Genomic DNA, 14,626 nt, shown 5'->3' with positions numbered 1-14,626 from the left:
ACTTTGCATAGCGCTATGCCACGCCCCGGCGCCCCAGTAGCATCGGCGTTCTGCATAAGGAGCGAACGATGCGAACCAAACTGGACACCTGTCTCGACTCGGTCAATCAGGTCTTGCTGGGCAAAGAGGCGCAGGTGCGCCTCGCGCTGACCTGCCTGCTGGCGCGTGGTCACCTGTTGATCGAAGACCTGCCGGGCATGGGCAAGACCACCCTCAGCCATGCCCTGGCACGTGTGCTGGGGCTGAGCTTCCAGCGCATCCAGTTCACCTCTGATCTGCTGCCGGGCGACATTCTTGGCACCTCGGTGTTCGACAAGGACAGCGGGCAGTTCGTCTTTCATCCGGGGCCGATTTTCGCCGAGCTGGTGTTGGCCGATGAAATCAACCGTGCCACGCCGAAGAGTCAGAGCGCGCTGCTCGAGGCCATGGAAGAGGGGCAGGTGACCATCGAGGGCGCGACCCGGCCGCTGCCCGAGCCATTCTTCGTCATCGCCACGCAGAACCCGGTCAGCAGTGGCGGCACCTTCGCCTTGCCCGAATCCCAGCTCGATCGTTTTCTCATGCGCCTGTCGCTGGGCTATCCGGCGCAAGCTGCGGAACGGGCGTTGTTGCTGGGCGATGCCCGACGCGATCTGTTGCCGCGCATGGAATCCATTCTCGACCATGCCGAACTGGCCCGCCTGCAGGCGCAAGTGCCCAAGGTGCGTGCCAGCGATGCGCTGATCGACTATGTGCTGCGCCTGGTCGAGGCGACGCGCAGCCAGCCGCAGTTCGCCTGGGGCTTGTCGCCGCGCGCCAGTCTGGCGTTGCTGGCTGCTGCACGGGCCTGGGCCTTGCTGGCCGAGCGTGATTACGTCATTCCCGAAGACGTGCAAGCAGTGCTGCCGTCGGTGGTGGGGCATCGCCTGCGCGAGCGCGCCGACCCCACCGGTCACGGTGGCGGCAGTCTGGTGCAATGGCTGCTGCGCGAAGTGCCGGCGCTCTGATGCGTGCAGCGCTGAAGCCGCTCTGGCGGCGCTGGCTGGCCAGGCGTATTCCGCCAGCGGCCAGCGTGCGCCTGAATCAGCGGCGCATTTTCATTCTGCCCAGCCGGGTAGGGGCGGTCTTTGCCGTGGCCCTGCTGCTGATGCTGCTGGTGGGCATCAATTACCAGAACAGCCTGGCCTACGGCCTGACCTTCCTGTTGGTATCGGTGTTCGTCGTCACCATCTTGCATACCTACCGCAACCTGGCCGGGCTGGTGCTCAAGGCCGGTGGTGGTGGTGCGGTGTTCGTCGGCGAACATGCGCGTTTTCGCGTACGCCTGGAGAGCCCCGAGCGTGAGCGCCAGGCCGTGGCGCTGGGCTGGCCACCCTCTGATCTGGTGGTGCGCGACGTGCCGCGCCAGGGGCAGACCGAAGTGGAACTGAGCCAGCCAGCCGTGCGGCGTGGCTGGCTACGGCCCGAGCGCCTACGGGTGGAGAGTCGTTTCCCGCTGGGCTTGCTGGTGGCCTGGAGCTGGGTCGATCTGGATCAGGCGGTGCTGGTCTACCCGCGGCCGCTGGAGGGGGCGTTGCCGTTGTCGGCGGGCCTGGGCGACGAGGAGGAAGAGGGCATGCGTGCCCGCGGCCAGGGCGCCGATGATTTCCAGGGCCTGCGCGAGTATCAGCCAGGCGACTCGAAACGGCGTCTGGACTGGAAGGCCTATTCACGTGGCCAGGGCCTGCTGGTCAAGGATTTCGCCATGCTCAGCGGCCGCGATCTGTGGCTGGACTTCGACAGCCTGGGGGGCGACAGCGAAATGCGTCTGTCGCTGCTCTGCCATTGGGTGCTGCAGTTCACCGAGCGGCAACAGGCGTTCGGCCTGCAATTGCCCGGGCAGGTGATCGCCCCGGATTATGGTGAAGGTCATCGCGATGCCTGCCTGCGCGCGTTGGCGTTGTTCGGAGCGCGCGCATGAGCAGCCTGCCGGGTATCCCGAGAATTGCCCTGACCTGGTTGCTGGTCGCCCAGGTGCTGGTGATCGTGCCGCATCTGGTGCATCTGCCGCTGTGGATGATCGCGCTATGGCTGGGCGCTGCCGGCTGGCGCGTGCAGATCTTTCGCATGCGTGCACGCTATCCCAATGGCTGGGCCAAGGGTGGCCTGGTGCTGCTGGTGCTGGCGGGCATCCTGCTTTCGCGCGGCACCCTGGTGGGGCTGGATGCAGCGTCGGTGCTGCTGATCGCTACCTTCACCCTCAAGCTGCTGGAGATGCGCACGCGGCGTGATGCGCTGGTGCTGATCTTCCTGGGTTTCTTCTGCGTGGTGACCGCGTATCTGTTCGAGGACGGCATTCTGGCCGCGCTCTACAGCCTGCTGCCGGTCACGGCGTTGCTGACCGCGCTGGTCGGCCTGCAGCACAGTGGTTTTGCTGAGCGCCCCTGGCCGCCTCTGCGCCTGGCTGGTGGCCTGGTCCTGCAAGCGGTGCCGCTGATGCTTGTGCTGTTCGTGTTCTTTCCGCGCATGGGGCCGCTGTGGTCGCTGCCACTGCCCAGCGACAAGGGCGTCACCGGGCTGTCGGACAGCATGGAGCCGGCTGATATCGCCGAGCTCAGTCGTTCCTCGGCACTGGCCTTTCGCGCCAGTTTCGAGAGTGAAGTGCCGCCAAGAGGGCAACTGTACTGGCGTGCTCTGACGCTGGAGCGCTTCGATGGCAGGCGCTGGTCGCAGTCCGGCTACGCTGATGTGCCCGTCGCTCCGCAGTGGAGCAAGGCCGGCGCGCCGCTCGACTACAGCATCATCATGCAGCCCAGCGGCAAGCGCTGGCTGTACGCCCTGGATGTCGGCGAGATGGCGCAGGACAGCGGGCGGATGATGAACGACTTCCGTTGGCAACGGCTAAGACCGGTAGATCGGCCACTGCTGTACCAGGTGCGCTCCTGGCCAGAGGCCGCGCGGCAGGCGCAGGCCGAACCGCCAGGTATTCGTCAGGCGTTGCAATTGCCTCAGCAGGGCGACCCGCGCAGTCGCGCCTGGGCGGCTGAACTGAAGGCGCAGTATCCACAGAGCGACGCGCTGGTGGCGGCAGTGCTGCAGCATTTCAACCGTGAACCGTACGTCTACACCCTGCGCCCGCAGCCTCTGGGTAGCGACAGCATCGACGACTTCCTGTTCAACACCCGGCGCGGTTTCTGCGCGCACTATGCCGGCGCCATGACCTTCGTGCTGCGGGCCGCAGGTATTCCCGCGCGGGTGGTCGCCGGTTATCAGGGCGGCGAGCTCAATCCCAGTGGCAACTACGTCCAGGTACGCCAGTTCGACGCCCATGCCTGGGTCGAGTACTGGCAGCCGGGGCAAGGCTGGCGCAGCGTCGATCCGACCTTTCAGGTCGCGCCGGAACGTATCGAACAAGGTCTGGAAGAGGCCCTGACCGAGGAGGATGGCTTTCTCGATGACCAGCCCTTCTCGCCGCTGCGCTACCGTGAGCTGGCCTGGCTCAATCAGCTGCGCATGAGCTGGGAGAACCTCAATTACGGCTGGCAGCGCTGGGTGCTGGGTTACCAGGGCGAGCAGCAGCTGAAACTGCTGCAGAACTGGTTCGGCAGCTTCGACTGGCAGCGTCTGGCGCTCGCTCTGGTGGGCACTGGAAGCCTTCTGATTGGCCTGCTGGCGCTGTGCTTGCTCAAGCCCTGGCAGCAACGACCTGATCCGCAACGCCAGGCTTTTCGCCGGTTCGAGCGGCTGCTGGCGCGCCATGACGTGCGCCTAGAAGCGGGTGAGGGCGCACGCTCCTTTGCGTTGCGCGCGGCGCGGCAGTTGCCTGAGCAGGCGGCGCAGATCGAGACATTTGCCCGTTGCTTCGAGCAGCAGCGCTATGCCGGCGAGCCCGGTTCGCGTGACGCTCTGCGGCAGGCCTTGAGTGAGTTGCGCAGCGCATTGCCCTGGCGTCTGTCGCGTTAGCGACCGTTGGCAGGTGGTTTTTCAACGGCCTTTGGGCCACTTGTGTGAGTACGTGAGAGGGCTATCGGCCTGGGCGCATCGCCGTTTGAGAGGAGCGAGCATGAGCGATTTCATCGAACATTGTTTGGAGCGTGTCCTGGCTCTGCAGGTGCGGATATATGCCTGTCAGGCGCGACTGGCCGACTGCACCGACACCGAGGCATTGCACGACCTGCGCATTGCCCTGCGGCAATTGCGCAGCCTGTTGCGTCCGCTGCGCGGTCTGCCGGCTGTGGATGCACTGGAGCAGGGCGCCGCAGTGCTGGGGCGCCTCAGCGGACCGCTGCGTGACCGTGAGGTGTTGGTGGCCGAGCTGGCGCGTCTGGGCCTGGTGCATCTGGCGCCTGCCGATGAGGCGCAGCGCGCCGCAGGTTACGCTGCCATTGCCAGCAGCCGTGAGTTGGCCGACCTGATGCTGTTGCTCGACGGCTGGCCGGCGAATTGGCGTGAAGCAGCCAGGCAAGGCCAATTGAATGACGTTGACAAGCGCATCCGGCGTCGTTTGCGACGCCAGCAGCGACAGCTGGCCCGCGCGTTGCGCGATCCGGCGCATGACCGCCATCGCCTGCGCCTGCTGATCAAGCGTGTGCGTTACGCCGCTGAAACCTATCCGGCACAAAGTCGCCTGAGCAAGGCGGCGCAGCTCAGGCTCAAACGAGCGCAAAGCGCCTTGGGCGACTGGCATGACCACCTGCAATGGCTGGCGCAGGCCGATGCGCAGGTGTCGCTGAGCCCTTGCCGGGCAATCTGGCTGCAGGCTCAGCAGGCCGCCGAGCAACGTGCCGATGGAGCCCTGTTGGCGCTGTATGGCGATTTTCCCAATGTGGAATAAGGCGACATTTTCGCCGCAAATATGACCGAATAGGCACCCTTGCAGGCTATCGTTCAGTTGCCAGCATCCCCTAAGATCGTCGCCATCGATGAATGCCGAGGTGCGTATGATCTTTTCCGAAATGCTCGAAGCGGTGCGCCGCGATCCCGATGCCGTGGTGATTCCGGCTGAATGGGGGCAGGGCCGCGCCAGTTTCGGCGGCCTGGTGGCGGCGCTGGCGTTCGAGGCCATGCGCGCCAAGGTGCCGCAGGGGCGGCCGGTGCGCTCGCTGGCCATCACCTTCGTCGGACCAGTGGCGCCGGATGTTCCTGTCAGTTTCCTGGCCGAGGTGCTGCGCGAGGGCAAGGCGGTCAGCCAGATGTCCCTGCGTGCAGTTCAGGATGGCCAGGTGGTGACCGTTGTGCAGGGCAGCTTTGGCGCGTCGCGTTCTTCGGCGATTGCCGTGGAGGCGCTTGCCGCGCCGCAGATCACGCCGGTCGAGCAGTGCCAGGAGTTGCACTACGTGCGCAATGTCACGCCAGAGTTCACCCGCTTTCTGGCCATGCGTTGGGGGATTGGCGGCATGCCCTTCAGCAACACGCCCTCGCGGCAGATGGGCGGCTGGGTGCGCTTGCGCGGTGAGCGCGAGCCACAGGCGCTCAGCGAGGCGCATGTGCTGGCACTGGTCGATGCCTGGCCGCCAGCGGTATTGCCGTATCTGAAAAGCCCTGCGCCGGGCAGCTCGCTGACCTGGACCATCGAGTTCGTCCAGCCGCTACACACCCTCAACAGTGAAGACTGGTGCCTGTATCGCGCGGACATCGAACATGCCCGCGACGGTTACGGGCATGTGGCGGCGGCGATGTGGACACCTGCAGGCGAGCTGATCGCCTTGAGCCGGCAGACCGTGACCGTCTTTGCCTGATTCAGTGGCGCCGGTGTTGGCGCCAGGCGCGCCACCACGCGCCGCTGAAAAGAAAGCGCGGGAACGTCACGCACTGCTCCAGCAGTAGGCGCTTCACCGCATCGCCCTTGCTGGCGAAGGGCTCAGCGGGTTGTTGTTCCAGTCTGTGGCCGTGAGCTTGCAGCGCCAGGGCGGCGATCAGGCCGATGCTGCCCAGTGCCAACGGCACGAACCGCAGATGCCACAGGCCGATCAGCAGCAGTATCAGCGACAGCAGAAAGAGCGGCACGGCGATCAGGTGCAGCAGCAGATTGGTGGGATGCCGATGCTGGCTGGCGTAATGGCGCCATTGCCAGGCCAGCAGGTTGGGGTGACGTTTGCTCATGGCACGCTCCTCGACTCGATGAAGCGAGTCTAGGAGCGCCGCCCATACAGAGCGAATTGCTCCTGGCTATGGCGCAGATAGGCTTATGTCTAAACGGCGCCGTTATAGGCGCAACTGGCGGATGGCCTTGTTCAGCTCGCCTGCCAACTGAGCGAGTTGCTGACTGGTGGCGGCCGACTCGAGGGTTTGCCCGACGGTCCGTTCAGTGACGTCACGGATGCCCACCACCGAGCGGCTCATCTCTTCGGCCACCTGGCTCTGCTGCGTGGCGGCCACGGCGATCTGCGTATTGCTGTCGCGCATCAGTGCCACGGCAGCGGTGATCGCCGCCAGCGATTCGCCGGCTTCTTGCGCCAGTTGTACGCAGTGGTTGGCGTTCTCCGAGCTTTCGCGCATGAACTCCACCGCGTCGCGGGTGCCGCCCTGCAGGTTGCCGATCATCTGGGTGATTTCGTCGGTGGAGTCCTGCACGCGTTTGGCCAGGTTGCGCACTTCGTCGGCGACCACGGCGAAGCCGCGACCCATTTCGCCGGCGCGAGCGGCCTCGATGGCGGCGTTGAGGGCGAGCAGGTTGGTCTGCTCGGCAATTCCATGAATCACGCCGACCACGCGGCTGATGTGCTGGCTGTCTTCAGCCAGGCGCTCGATGCTGGCAGCGCTCTGGCGCACGCCTTGCGACAGGGCCGCGATGGATTGCTCGACCCGTTCGACCACCTGCTGGCCGGCGCGGGCCAGCTGATCGGCAGTGAGCGACTGGTCGCGGGTGGTGCCGGCGTGATCGGCAATATGCTGAACGGTCGCCGACATCTCGTTGATCGCGGTAGCGGCCTGATCGGTTTCGCTCTGCTGGCTGAGCATGCCCTGGCGTACGGATCCCATGCGCTGGGCCATGTCGCGGGTACTGCTGTCCAGTTCGCTGGCTACCTGGCCGACGGTACCGACCACACGCTGATAGCCGGCTTGCATGGCATTGAAGGCGGCGGCCATCTGGCCGACCTCGTCACGGCTGTTCAGTGGCACGCGCAGGGACAGGTCACCGCTGCGCTCGGCCTGCAGCATCACATCCTTGAGGGTGTTGAGGTGGCTCAAGAGAAAGCGGATCAGCAGTTGCGAGGCAGCCAGCAGCAACAGCATCAACACGGCGACTGCGACGGCATAGGTCAGCGCGTGCTGGGCGAACAGGTCGAGCAGGCTGGGCGCGCGCGCAATGATCGCCAGGGTGCGCCCATCGCTGAGGGTGACGCGCTGGGCACCGATCACGGGGGAATCGCCAAGGCGCGCGTCATGCTCCACGGCCTGCCAGCCGCTGGCGTCGGGGGCGCCTTGAGCGCCCGCCAGGCTGGCGTTGCCTTGCAGCACCTGGATGTTGCTCGAGCCGGGCAATGGCGCCTGCTGCGGCCACTGCTGGAACAGGCGGGCCTGCTCGGTCGCAGCCTGCCTGGCATCGGCACTGCGTGCCTGCTGCTCGGTATGCAGGGCGAACAGCACCAGCATCAGGCTGATGACCAAAGCCACGGCATTGACCGCCCAGAACTTGTACTTGAGAGAAAGATCGCTGATCCAGGCGCCCATGCTGTGATTGTCCGTCTCGTTGCGTTCACTATTGGCTAGCAGGCCGTTGAAAAACGTAGACGAGGCAGCCAGTGCAATACCGATGGCGGCCCCGCAAAAACAGGCGCTACGACCAGCGGGAGTAACAGCCGAAGGCTGGCCCGAAGGGCGAACGCAGCGAGTCAAAACGACCGGGGTCGCGCCCGACTTTACGTGCTGTAAATGAGCACTTGATTCGCTTCGCTCACCCCTTCGGGGCCGCGCTAAAGCGCGTTCAGTCTGCGACTGTGAGCCTGTTTTTAACGCAGCAATGGCAACGTAGGTAGTTTTTCAACTGCCGGCTAAGTGCCATTAGTATGCCGTGGAAAGCAACCAGAGTCTTGACGTCAATCAATACTCTGGTGTGGCTTCATCCCGTATGGCCGGCATCTGGAAGAACCTCCTGGCACAGGCTGTGGTTTGCGCTGCCAGGGTTTCTTCGCTTTGCCCGCGGTGCAACGCCACCTCGCGCAGGACCTCGCCGATAAAGGCGGGCTCGTTCCGCCCGCTCCTGGGCTTGGGTCGCAGACTGCGCGGCAGCAGGAAGGGCGCATCGGTCTCCAGCATCAGGCGCTCGCCGGGGATGTCCTTGAGCAGCGGATGCAGGTGCGTACCGCGACGTTCGTCGCAGACCCATCCGGTGATGCCGATATGCAGGTCGAGGTCGAGGTAGGCATAGAGTGCAGCGCGCTCACCAGTGAAGCAGTGCACCACCGCTGCGGGCAACTGATCGCGATAGTTGCGCAGGATCTCCAGCAGGCGCTGGCTGGCTTCGCGTTCATGCAGAAACACCGGCATCTGCAACTCGACGGCAAGTGCCAGTTGTTCTTCCAGGGCTTTTTCCTGTGCCGGGCGTGGCGAGAAATCACGATCGAAGTCCAGCCCACATTCACCCACGGCGCGCACTTGCGGTTGCGCCAGTAGCGCCTTGAGGGCATCGCTGCTGGCGCCGTTCCACGAACTGGCATCGTGCGGATGGACCCCGGCGGTGCTGAACAGGCGCTGGCCGCTGCTATCCAGCTGTCGGCAGAGTGCGAGGCTCGCCTCGCTTTCGTTCAGACTGGTGCCGGTCAGCACCAACTGACACACGCCGGCTGCATAGGCGCGTTCGAGCAGCGCCTCGGCCTGCACCGCGAGGCTGGGGTGGGTGAGATTGACGGCAATATCGATGAGTTGCATGGTGCCACCTGTTGAACGCGAATGGGGCAGAATAGCAGATGGTCTCCGTTCGTCAGGAAGTCGATTTAAAACAATAAGTTGTTCGCTGTTTTTAAGGTTGATGCAAGGTTGTGGGGTGGCGCTGCAGCGTTCTGCTGTGCCACTCTCCGCGCCCCTGCCGACCTTGCGAACGTGTCTGGCGGGTTCACGGTCGGTAACCGTCTGTCGCGCATCGGCGCACAGCAGCCCACCAAGGGGCGCCTCTAAGAACGTAGGCGACGACTGCATGGATGCAGGAGGTAGAGCGACGCAGGAAGCCAAAGCCGAGGTAGTTTTTAGAGGTGCCCCAAGAGGCTTCGGCGGCCAACCACCTTCCCTGGAGAATCGATGTCGCGATTGCTGCTGATCCTGTGCCTGCTGGCTGCGCTGCCGTTGTCGGTCAGTGCGCGCGTGGCCGGCCCGCCTGAGGTCGGCAGCCAGTCTCGCAGTGCTCGCGACCTGCCGACGATTCGCAGCAGTGGCGAACTGCGGGTGCTGGTCAATCAGAGTCGCAACAGCTCGGGCTCGGTCAAGGGCCAGAGCATCGGCGTCGAGTACCACCGCCTGCGCGCGTTCGAGCAATACCTCAACCGCAATGCCCGCGATGGGCGCAGCCTCAGGCTGAAGATCATCCCCAAAGCCAAGGATCAGCTGCTTGGCGCATTGCAGCGCGGCGAGGGCGATCTGGTCGCGCCCGGCGAACTGCTCAATGTGCGCACCGGGCACGATGTCAGTGCCAGCACGGCGATTCGCCGGGAAGTGCCATTGGTGTTGGTGTCGAAACAGGGCAACCGGCATTACCGCAGCCTCGAACAACTGGCCGGGCGCAGTCTTTCATTGCCCGCAGGCAGTGCGGTGGGAGAGGCGCTGCGGTTGATCAACCAGCAACTGGCCGATCGCAAACTGCCGCCCATCGTGGTCGAGTGGGTAGACCCCAGCCTGGCGGTCGAAGACGTACTGGAAATGGTCCAGGCCGGCATCTTCGAACGTACGGCGGTAGAGCTGCCGATAGCCGAGCGCTGGGCCAAGGTGATGCCCAAGCTGCGCGTCGACAAACATCTGATCCTGGCGCGCGATGGCGACATGAAATGGTTCGTGCGCCCCGATGCGCCGATGCTGCGTGCCAGCATCGACCGTTTCTTCAGCAGCTATGAGAGCCCGGCCGACCAGGATGTGGCGTTTCAGCGTGTTTATCGCCGCCTGTACAAAGTGCATTCGCCACTGGGGCGCACTGAACGACAGCGCCTGGAGAAGGTGCGCCCGGTGCTGCAGCAGCATGCCGAGCAGCAGGGTTTCGATTGGCTGATGCTGGCTGCGCTGGCATTCAAGGAGTCGACGTTGAACCCGTCGGCGCGCGGCGCCAGCGGCGCGACCGGGCTGATGCAGATCACCCCGGCGGCGGCGCGTAGCGTCGGGGTGAGCAACATCCAGAACCTCGAGGGTAATGTCCAGGCCAGCAGCAAGTACCTGGCGATGATCCGCCGCAACTTCTTCAACAGCCCGCAGCTCAACGAGCGCGAACGCATGGCGTTCATCCTGGCGGGCTACAACATGGGCCCGCAGCGGGTGCAGAGCCTGCGCGCCGAGGCACGCAGGCGTGGCCTCAATCCCAATCAGTGGTTCTTCCAGGTCGAACGTGTGGCCATGGAGCAGATGGGCATGGGCGTGGTGAGTTATGTGAATGCGGTGAATAAGTACTACCTTGCTTATGACCGTGAGCGCTATCTGCTCGAACCGCAGGGACGGCGTCTGACGGCCAACTAAATATTTGTTCGTTCGATATCTATTAGCGGTATTTTGCTGTTTTTTGATCGAATAAATTGGCTATTCTCTGCGCCATCAATCCCCACACACGAAGGAAGCGCTGCAATGAACAACCTGATCAAGAACGTCACCGCCACCCAGGCCAGCTTCGGCATCACCATTTTGCGTATCGTCGCCGGCATCACCTTCGCCGCCCATGGCGCGCAGAAGCTGTTTGGCTGGTTCGGTGGTTATGGCCTGGCTGGCGTGGCGCAGTGGATGGAGAGCATCGGCCTGGCCCCGGGCTACCTGATGGCGTTGGCGGCTGGTAGCGCCGAGTTCTTCGGCGGCGTGGCGCTGATCATCGGTCTGCTGGTGCGTCCGGCTGCGGTGGTACTGGCGGTGACCATGCTGGTGGCCATCTTCACCGTGCACTTCGCCAACGGCTTCTTCATGAGCAACAACGGTTACGAGTTCGCCCTGGCTCTGCTGGCCATCAGCGTAGCGCTGGTGTTCGAAGGCGCCGGCAAGCTGTCGATCGATAGCAAACTCGCCCGCTGATTCAATCCGCAACAACGAGAAGGCCCGCACACGCGGGCCTTCTTGCGTTCAGTCGCGAACTATCAGGCCGTAGCAGCTTGCTCGGCCTTTTTCTCCTGCGCGGCGACTTGCTGTGCCAGCTCGATCATCTGCTCGCGCATCCAGCGGTTGGCCGGGTCCTGGTCGGTGCTTTCGTGCCAGTACAGGTGAGTTTCCAGCGCCGGTACATCACCGACCGGTAGGGCCACATGATGCAGGTTGTGGCGGCGGGCGAAGCGCTCCGGCACGGTCATCACCATGTCGGTGTGCTGCAACACGCTACCGGCCATCAGGTAGTGCTGCGAGCGCAGGGCAATCTTGCGCTGGATGCCCATCTTGCCCAGGGCCAGATCGACATAGCCGAGGCCACTGCGGCGGCTGGAGATATGGATGTGACTCAGCGACAGGTATTCGTCGAGGCTGATCTTTTCCTTGGCCAGTGGATGCCCCTGGCGCATGGCGCAGACGTAGCGATCATCCAGCAGCTTGACGTGACGCACCTGCGGGTCGGTATTGAGTGGCGCGTCGACGGCAAAATCGAGACGGCCGGCGGCCAGTTCCTTGGTGGTTTCGCGGCGCTTGGCCAGGAAGCTCTCGATGCACACGCTCGGCGCCAGGCGACGCAGGCGCTGGAACAGCGGCGGCAGGAGGATCTGCTCCGACAGGTCGGTCATGCTGATGCGGTAGGTCTTGCCGGCCTGCTGCGGGTTGAAGGTTCGGCTTTCCTGCACGGAAACGCGCAGCAACTGCAGGGCGTTGCGCACCGGGCCGATGATGTTCTGCGCCATCGGCGTCGGCACCATGCCCTGGGCGGTACGCACGAACAGCGGATCGTTGAAGGTTTCGCGCAGGCGGGCGAGGGCGTTGGAAACCGCAGGTTGGGTAATGCCGACGATCTGCCCGGCACGGGTCAGGTTGGCCTCGGTGTAGATGGCGTCGAAGACGATGAAGAGGTTCAGATCCACCTTGGTCAGGTTCATGCCGGCAGTGCTCCAGGGGGCGTCGATATCAATCGATCATATATAGGTTATGAATGTTCATACACGCTGAAAATAGGTTAGATAAATCTTAAGCGCTGTTCTAGCATCATTTCCACAACCTCTCACCCTTTATTGCAAACAGGTAATTCCATGGATTTCGCCTATTCCCCGAAGGTTCAAGAGCTGCGTGAGCGTGTCAGTGCATTCATGGAAGCGCACGTCTATCCGGCCGAAACGGTATTCGAGCAGCAGGTGGCCGAGGGTGATCGCTGGCAGCCGACCGCGATCATGGAGGAGCTGAAGAACAAGGCCAAAGCCGAAGGCCTGTGGAACCTGTTTCTGCCCGAGTCCGACTACGGCGCTGGCCTGACCAACACCGAATACGCACCGCTGGCGGAGATCATGGGTCGCTCGCTGATCGGCCCGGAGCCGTTCAACTGCGCCGCGCCGGATACCGGCAACATGGAAGTGCTGGTGCGCTACGGTAACGAGGCGCAGAAGCAGCAATGGCTGGAGCCGCTGCTGTCCGGCGAGATTCGTTCCGCCTTTGCCATGACCGAGCCGGGCGTGGCCTCGAGCGACGCCACCAACATGCAGGCCAATGCTCGCCGCGAGGGCGATGAGTGGGTGATCAACGGTCGCAAATGGTGGACCTCCGGTGCCTGCGACCCGCGCTGCAAGGTAATGATCTTCATGGGCCTGACCAACCCGGATGCGCCGCGTCACCAGCAGCATTCGATGATTCTGGTGCCGATGGATGCGCCGGGCGTCACCGTGCTGCGTCCGCTGCCGGTATTCGGTTACGACGATGCGCCGCATGGGCATGCCGAAGTGCTGTTCGAGAACGTGCGCGTGCCTTACGAGAGCGTGCTGCTGGGCGAAGGGCGTGGTTTCGAGATCGCCCAGGGTCGTCTCGGCCCGGGCCGTATCCACCACTGCATGCGCTCGATCGGCATGGCCGAGCGCGCCCTGGAGCTGATGTGCAAGCGCGCCGTTTCGCGCACCGCCTTCGGCAAGCCGCTGGCGCGCCTGGGTGGCAATATCGATCACATCGCCGATTCGCGCATGGAGATCAACCAGGCGCGTCTGCTGACCCTGAACGCGGCTTACATGATGGATACCGTGGGCAACAAGATCGCCGCTAGCGAAATTGCCCAGATCAAGGTGGTGGCGCCCAACGTGGCGCTCAAGGTGATCGATCGTGCGATCCAGATGCACGGCGGCGCGGGCGTCTCCAACGACTTCCCGCTGGCCTACTGGTACGCCATGCAGCGTACCCTGCGCCTGGCCGATGGCCCGGACGAGGTGCATCGCGCAGCCATCGGCAAGTTCGAGATCGGCAAGTACGTGCCCAGCCGCTGATCCCGCAGCTGAAAGCAAAGAGGCCCGGATCTGCGGGCCTCTTTGTTCATGAGCCATCGACTTTACTGCTCGGTCGGCTCCAGGCGCACTCAGGAAACGCCGTTTCTCAGTGTTCCGGGGCTTTCTGGTCGCGGGTATTGAGCAGCGACAGGATCACCCCGCCTGCCAGCAGTCCCAGGGTGACGCCCAGCGAGAGCAGGGCGGGAACCTTGATCAGGTCATGCAGGAAGATCTTGCCGCCGATATACATCAGCACCAGCGCCAGGGCGTACTTCAGGTAGATGAAGCGGTGCATCAGTGCGGCCAGGGCGAAGTACAGCGCGCGCAGGCCGAGAATGGCGAAGATGTTCGAGGTGTAGACGATGAACGGGTCCTGCGAGATGGCCAGTACCGCTGGCACGCTGTCCACCGCGAACACCAGGTCGGCCAGCTCGATCAGCACCAGCGCCAGCAGCAGCGGGGTGGCGTACAGCAGCGGCTGACCGCTGACCTTGTCCTTCAGGCGTACCAGGAACTTGCCTTCGTGCAGCTCGTCGGTGACGCGAATGTGCTTGCGCACGAAGCGGATCACCGGGTTCTGCGCCAGGTCCGGGTGCGACTCCTCGTCACCACCACTGCGCAGCATCTTGATGCCGCTGAACAGCAGGAAAGCGCCGAAGATGTAGAGAATCCAGTCGAACTGCTGCACCAGAGCCGTGCCCAGGCCGATCATGATCGCGCGCAGCACGATCACGCCGAGAATGCCCCAGAACAGTACGCGATGCTGATATTTACGCGGGATATTGAAGTAGCCGAGGATCATCGCCATGACGAAGACGTTGTCCATCGACAGCGATTGCTCCACCAGGAACCCGGTGTAGTACTCCATCGCCTTGGTGCCGCCGAGCTGCCACCAGATCCAGCCGCCAAAGGCGACGCCGACACTGAAGTAGCCCGAATACAGCAGCAGGCTCTCGCGCATCTCGATTTCATGCTGATCGCGATGCAACACGCCGAGGTCGAGCACCAGCAATACGATGATCAGTACCAGAAAAGCCAGCCAGAACCAGCCGGGGGTACCGAAGATGGGGGATGTCAAAAAGGCAAGTAGAGCGTCCATGAGCCCTCCCTTATGT

Annotated in this window: 13 protein-coding genes; 8 read left to right on the top strand and 5 right to left on the bottom strand. The window is 63.7% G+C overall.

Annotation, left to right across the window (positions count from 1 at the left end; all coding sequences use genetic code 11):
• Positions 1-68 precede the first annotated feature (68 nt).
• From ACN0X6_RS11310 to ACN0X6_RS11290, 5 genes are all read left to right on the top strand, one after another.
• Positions 69-986 (top strand): AAA family ATPase, encoded by a 918-nt coding sequence (locus ACN0X6_RS11310; RefSeq protein ID WP_160018171.1) that lies wholly within the window; start codon positions 69-71, stop codon positions 984-986.
• The gene (locus ACN0X6_RS11305; RefSeq protein ID WP_417703985.1) at positions 986-1,939 is read left to right on the top strand and encodes a DUF58 domain-containing protein; all 954 of its coding nucleotides are present in this window, start codon (positions 986-988) and stop codon (positions 1,937-1,939) included. Before ACN0X6_RS11310 ends, ACN0X6_RS11305 begins: the two co-directional genes overlap by 1 nt.
• The gene (locus ACN0X6_RS11300; protein ID WP_417703983.1) at positions 1,936-3,921 is read left to right on the top strand and encodes a transglutaminase TgpA family protein; all 1,986 of its coding nucleotides are present in this window, start codon (positions 1,936-1,938) and stop codon (positions 3,919-3,921) included. Before ACN0X6_RS11305 ends, ACN0X6_RS11300 begins: the two co-directional genes overlap by 4 nt.
• 100 nt (positions 3,922-4,021) lie before the next feature.
• Positions 4,022-4,792 (top strand): CHAD domain-containing protein, encoded by a 771-nt coding sequence (locus tag ACN0X6_RS11295; protein WP_417703981.1) that lies wholly within the window; start codon positions 4,022-4,024, stop codon positions 4,790-4,792.
• Between the two features lie 106 nt (positions 4,793-4,898).
• On the top strand, positions 4,899-5,696 hold the full coding sequence (locus ACN0X6_RS11290; RefSeq protein WP_417703980.1) for an acyl-CoA thioesterase: 798 nt from the start codon (positions 4,899-4,901) through the stop codon (positions 5,694-5,696).
• Position 5,697: 1 nt separating this feature from the next.
• Here the strand turns inward: ACN0X6_RS11290 and ACN0X6_RS11285 are convergent, their stop codons facing one another.
• The 3 genes from ACN0X6_RS11285 to ACN0X6_RS11275 form a co-directional block, all read right to left on the bottom strand.
• Positions 5,698-6,060 carry an Mpo1-like protein gene (locus ACN0X6_RS11285; RefSeq protein ID WP_417703978.1) on the bottom strand — a complete coding sequence of 121 codons (363 nt, stop codon included), beginning with the start codon at positions 6,058-6,060 and terminating at the stop codon, positions 5,698-5,700.
• Between the two features lie 102 nt (positions 6,061-6,162).
• Positions 6,163-7,632 carry a methyl-accepting chemotaxis protein gene (locus tag ACN0X6_RS11280; protein ID WP_417703976.1) on the bottom strand — a complete coding sequence of 490 codons (1,470 nt, stop codon included), beginning with the start codon at positions 7,630-7,632 and terminating at the stop codon, positions 6,163-6,165.
• A 369-nt stretch (positions 7,633-8,001) separates the two neighbouring features.
• Positions 8,002-8,829: a TatD family hydrolase gene (locus tag ACN0X6_RS11275; RefSeq protein WP_417703974.1), complete on the bottom strand. Its 828-nt coding sequence runs from the start codon at positions 8,827-8,829 to the stop codon at positions 8,002-8,004.
• Between the two features lie 366 nt (positions 8,830-9,195).
• Between ACN0X6_RS11275 and ACN0X6_RS11270 the strand changes: the two genes are divergently transcribed.
• Positions 9,196-10,611 carry a transglycosylase SLT domain-containing protein gene (locus ACN0X6_RS11270; RefSeq protein WP_417703973.1) on the top strand — a complete coding sequence of 472 codons (1,416 nt, stop codon included), beginning with the start codon at positions 9,196-9,198 and terminating at the stop codon, positions 10,609-10,611.
• Between the two features lie 105 nt (positions 10,612-10,716).
• On the top strand, positions 10,717-11,151 hold the full coding sequence (locus tag ACN0X6_RS11265; protein ID WP_417703971.1) for a DoxX family protein: 435 nt from the start codon (positions 10,717-10,719) through the stop codon (positions 11,149-11,151).
• Between the two features lie 62 nt (positions 11,152-11,213).
• Here the strand turns inward: ACN0X6_RS11265 and ACN0X6_RS11260 are convergent, their stop codons facing one another.
• Complete coding sequence (locus ACN0X6_RS11260) at positions 11,214-12,149, bottom strand: LysR family transcriptional regulator (protein ID WP_417703970.1); 936 nt, start codon at positions 12,147-12,149, stop codon at positions 11,214-11,216.
• Positions 12,150-12,299: 150 nt separating this feature from the next.
• Here ACN0X6_RS11260 and ACN0X6_RS11255 point away from each other — a divergent pair, with 150 nt between their 5' ends.
• A complete protein-coding gene (locus ACN0X6_RS11255; protein ID WP_417703968.1) occupies positions 12,300-13,511 on the top strand; it encodes an acyl-CoA dehydrogenase in 1,212 nt (403 codons plus the stop codon).
• Between the two features lie 106 nt (positions 13,512-13,617).
• On the opposite strand, the gene ACN0X6_RS11250 is transcribed toward ACN0X6_RS11255, so the two are convergent.
• Positions 13,618-14,610 carry a TerC family protein gene (locus ACN0X6_RS11250; RefSeq protein WP_417703966.1) on the bottom strand — a complete coding sequence of 331 codons (993 nt, stop codon included), beginning with the start codon at positions 14,608-14,610 and terminating at the stop codon, positions 13,618-13,620.
• Positions 14,611-14,626 lie beyond the last annotated feature (16 nt).

The organism is Pseudomonas sp. (genome assembly GCF_048269965.1).
In the GTDB taxonomy this organism is placed as follows: domain Bacteria; phylum Pseudomonadota; class Gammaproteobacteria; order Pseudomonadales; family Pseudomonadaceae; genus Aquipseudomonas.
This window is presented reverse-complemented; position numbering and strand designations above follow the sequence as displayed.

Bases quoted from the DNA above. Each gene is read 5' to 3' on its own strand.
- ACN0X6_RS11310 (WP_160018171.1), top strand. From the start codon at position 69: ATGCGAACCAAACTGGACACCTGTCTCGACTCGGTCAATCAGGTCTTG.
- ACN0X6_RS11305 (WP_417703985.1), top strand. From the start codon at position 986: ATGCGTGCAGCGCTGAAGCCGCTCTGGCGGCGCTGGCTGGCCAGGCGT.
- ACN0X6_RS11300 (WP_417703983.1), top strand. From the start codon at position 1,936: ATGAGCAGCCTGCCGGGTATCCCGAGAATTGCCCTGACCTGGTTGCTG.
- ACN0X6_RS11295 (WP_417703981.1), top strand. From the start codon at position 4,022: ATGAGCGATTTCATCGAACATTGTTTGGAGCGTGTCCTGGCTCTGCAG.
- ACN0X6_RS11290 (WP_417703980.1), top strand. From the start codon at position 4,899: ATGATCTTTTCCGAAATGCTCGAAGCGGTGCGCCGCGATCCCGATGCC.
- ACN0X6_RS11285 (WP_417703978.1), bottom strand. From the start codon at position 6,060: ATGAGCAAACGTCACCCCAACCTGCTGGCCTGGCAATGGCGCCATTAC.
- ACN0X6_RS11280 (WP_417703976.1), bottom strand. From the start codon at position 7,632: ATGGGCGCCTGGATCAGCGATCTTTCTCTCAAGTACAAGTTCTGGGCG.
- ACN0X6_RS11275 (WP_417703974.1), bottom strand. From the start codon at position 8,829: ATGCAACTCATCGATATTGCCGTCAATCTCACCCACCCCAGCCTCGCG.
- ACN0X6_RS11270 (WP_417703973.1), top strand. From the start codon at position 9,196: ATGTCGCGATTGCTGCTGATCCTGTGCCTGCTGGCTGCGCTGCCGTTG.
- ACN0X6_RS11265 (WP_417703971.1), top strand. From the start codon at position 10,717: ATGAACAACCTGATCAAGAACGTCACCGCCACCCAGGCCAGCTTCGGC.
- ACN0X6_RS11260 (WP_417703970.1), bottom strand. From the start codon at position 12,149: ATGAACCTGACCAAGGTGGATCTGAACCTCTTCATCGTCTTCGACGCC.
- ACN0X6_RS11255 (WP_417703968.1), top strand. From the start codon at position 12,300: ATGGATTTCGCCTATTCCCCGAAGGTTCAAGAGCTGCGTGAGCGTGTC.
- ACN0X6_RS11250 (WP_417703966.1), bottom strand. From the start codon at position 14,610: ATGGACGCTCTACTTGCCTTTTTGACATCCCCCATCTTCGGTACCCCC.